Annotated in this window: 2 protein-coding genes; both read right to left on the reverse strand. The window is 68.3% G+C overall.

Going from position 1 to position 2,571, the window contains the following annotated elements; all coding sequences use genetic code 11:
- On the reverse strand, positions 1–2,103 hold a 2,103-nt coding region (locus tag O9Y01_RS23100; protein WP_269634004.1), incomplete at its 3' end, for a condensation domain-containing protein.
- A partial coding sequence (locus O9Y01_RS23105) for a phosphopantetheine-binding protein (protein ID WP_269634005.1) occupies positions 2,100–2,571 on the reverse strand: 472 nt, incomplete at its 5' end. The genes O9Y01_RS23105 and O9Y01_RS23100, both read right to left, overlap by 4 nt.

Below are 2,571 nucleotides of genomic sequence, written 5' to 3' on the forward strand. Positions count from 1 at the left end.
CGTGCCCGTGGAGCCGGAGGTGTACATCACATAGGCCAGGTCCTCTCCTCGGCCCTGCTGACCCACTGCTTGCGCCGGCCACTGGGCCAGCGCCTCCTCGTCCACGTCCAGCCGGCTCAGCCCCGCCAGCTCCTGCGCCAGCGCCTGGCCGCTGCGCGCCAGCACACGCCTCGCCCCGCAGTCCTGCGCCATCAGCGCCTGCCTGGCCCCGGGCAGCACCTCGTCCAGCGGCACATACGCCCCGCCGGCCTTGAGCACCCCCAGCTGCGCCACCACCAGCTCCACGCTGCGACCCAGCGACAGCGCCACGCATTCACCCTGCGCCAGACCTTGCGCCTGCAGCGCCTGCGCCAGCCGGTCCGACCACGCGTCCAGCTGCGCATAGCTCAGCGTGCGATCCCCGGCCTGCACCGCCACCGCCTGCGGCCGTGCCTGCACCTGCCGCGCGAACAGCGCCGCCAGCCCCTCCTCGCGCGGGTACTCCCGCTTCGACACGCCCCAGCCCAGCAGCTGCTCGCGCTCCTGCGAAGGCAGCACGTCCAGGCTGGCCAGCGGCGTCTCGGGCCTGGAGGTCAATGCCTCCAGCAAGACCTCGAAGGCGCGATGGACGAAGCGGCACACCCGCTCGGGGTCGACGGCATCCTGGACCTGCGCGGTAATCATCAGGGCGGGACCGAAGTCATCGACAGAGAGCGTCAGCGGGTAGTTGGTCCGCTCGTGGCCTCCCAGGTCCTCGATGTCCTCGGCCTGCGCCTCTGCAGCGTTGTCCTGTTCCGCCGATTCGCCCCCCTCATCAACGGCGCTGTGACGGAAGTTCAGCAAGGAGCTGAACAAAGGCGTCTGGGCGTCCACCCCGCTGCATCGCTGAGCCAGGGCCAGCGATGCCTGCTCATGACCCAGCAGCTCGGCCATGAGCCGATGGGCCTGCTTCAGCGCGCGTTCAACGCCCAGTGCGTTGACGTCCATCCTGAATGGCAGGGTGTTGATGAACATGCCGAGCGCCCGGTGCACCTGCGTGCCGCCATGCATGCGGCCGAACAGCACCGTGCCGAAGACGACCGCGTGTCGGCCGCTGGTTCGGGCCAGCACCATGGACCAAGCCAGGTGGGCGACGCTGGCCATGCTCACCCCCAGGCGACGCACGCAGCTGCGCAAGGCTTCGGTCATGGCCGGAGAGACCGGCAGACGGGCCTCGGCGATGCGGCTGCCGTCACCGCGGACGTCGAGCAGCCCGAACGGTGCTGTCGGGCCGTCGATGTCGCTCAGCAGGCGCTTGAAAAAGGCTTCATGCGCGTCGTCTCTGGCGCCCAGGCGCGCCTGGGCAATGAAATTCCGGAACGGCACCGGCGGTGGCAATGAAGCCCCCTCGCCGCGCTCGATGGCCATGGCCTCCTGGACCAGCAAGTCCATGGTCGTGTGGTCCACCGCCAAGTGATGGGCCAGGATGCGGAGCAGCCAGCGTCCGTCAGGACCATCGGCTGCGATATAGCAGCGCAGCAACGGCGCCTGCCTCAGGTCCAGACGCACCCGGCGTGGATCGAGGCGCGCCTCGAGCTGGCCTGCGGGCTCGCCCTGCAGAGGATCCAGCTGAAGCTCCTCAACCGGCAGCGTCACCTGTCGGCGCACCACCTGCACGGGCTGGTCCAGGCCGTCCCAGGCCAGGCCGGTTCGCAGGATGTCATGGCGCTTGATCACCCCTTGCACGGCCTCCAGGAATCGGTCCAGACGCGCCCTGTCCTTGAAACGATAGAGGCTGGGCAGCAGATAGGCATCGCCCTCCGTTTCCATGAGGTGATGGAACAGGATGCCTTCCTGCAGCGGCGCCAACGGATAGATGTCCTGGACATTGGCCGCGCCGCCCTCGACGCCGGCCACGATGCCGTCAATGGCGTCCTGGCTCAGCTGCACCAGCGGCAGCATGTCCGGCGTGATGCGCAGTCGGGCGCGAACGGCCTCCAGCAGCTCGGCCTTGTGCAGCTTGAGCTGCTGAGCCAGATCCGCGTTCATCGCGCCCTTGGGAGCGCGGACGAGCAGTTGCTCGCCATCGATATGGAGCTGAATGTTCTTTTCTTGCAGCTGTTGAAGCAAGGATTCGATGTTCACAACCTGAATTCCTCTGTCTCGCCATCCGACATATCGTCGGCAAATGCATCCGGGATGCGGTTTTCCGGCACGACGATGTCGTGCTGTCCGGTGTTCACGGCCTGGGCCAGCTCGGCCAGGGTCTCTGCGGTGAAGAGTTCGCGCACGTCCGCCTGCAGGCCTTCACGGCGCATGCGCTCGATCAGCCTGACGGCCAACAGCGAGTGCCCGCCCAATTCGAAGAAGTTGTCGTGGCGGCCCACGCGCTCGATCTGCAGCAGCTCGGCCCAGATGGCCGCCAGCGTGGCTTCCACCTCGCCCTGCGGCGCCTCGTAGGCGCGCCGGCTCCAGGCCTGCTCGTCCGGTGCCGGCAGCGCCTTGCGGTCCAGCTTGCCGTTGGGCGTCAGCGGCAGCGCGCTCAGCTGCACATAGGCCGCCGGCACCATGTAGCTGGGCAGCGTGGCCTGGGCCTGCGCCCGCAGCTGCTCA

It is taken from the genome of Pelomonas sp. BJYL3 (assembly GCF_027257975.1).
Taxonomy (GTDB): Bacteria; Pseudomonadota; Gammaproteobacteria; order Burkholderiales; family Burkholderiaceae_C; genus Roseateles_B; species Roseateles_B flavus.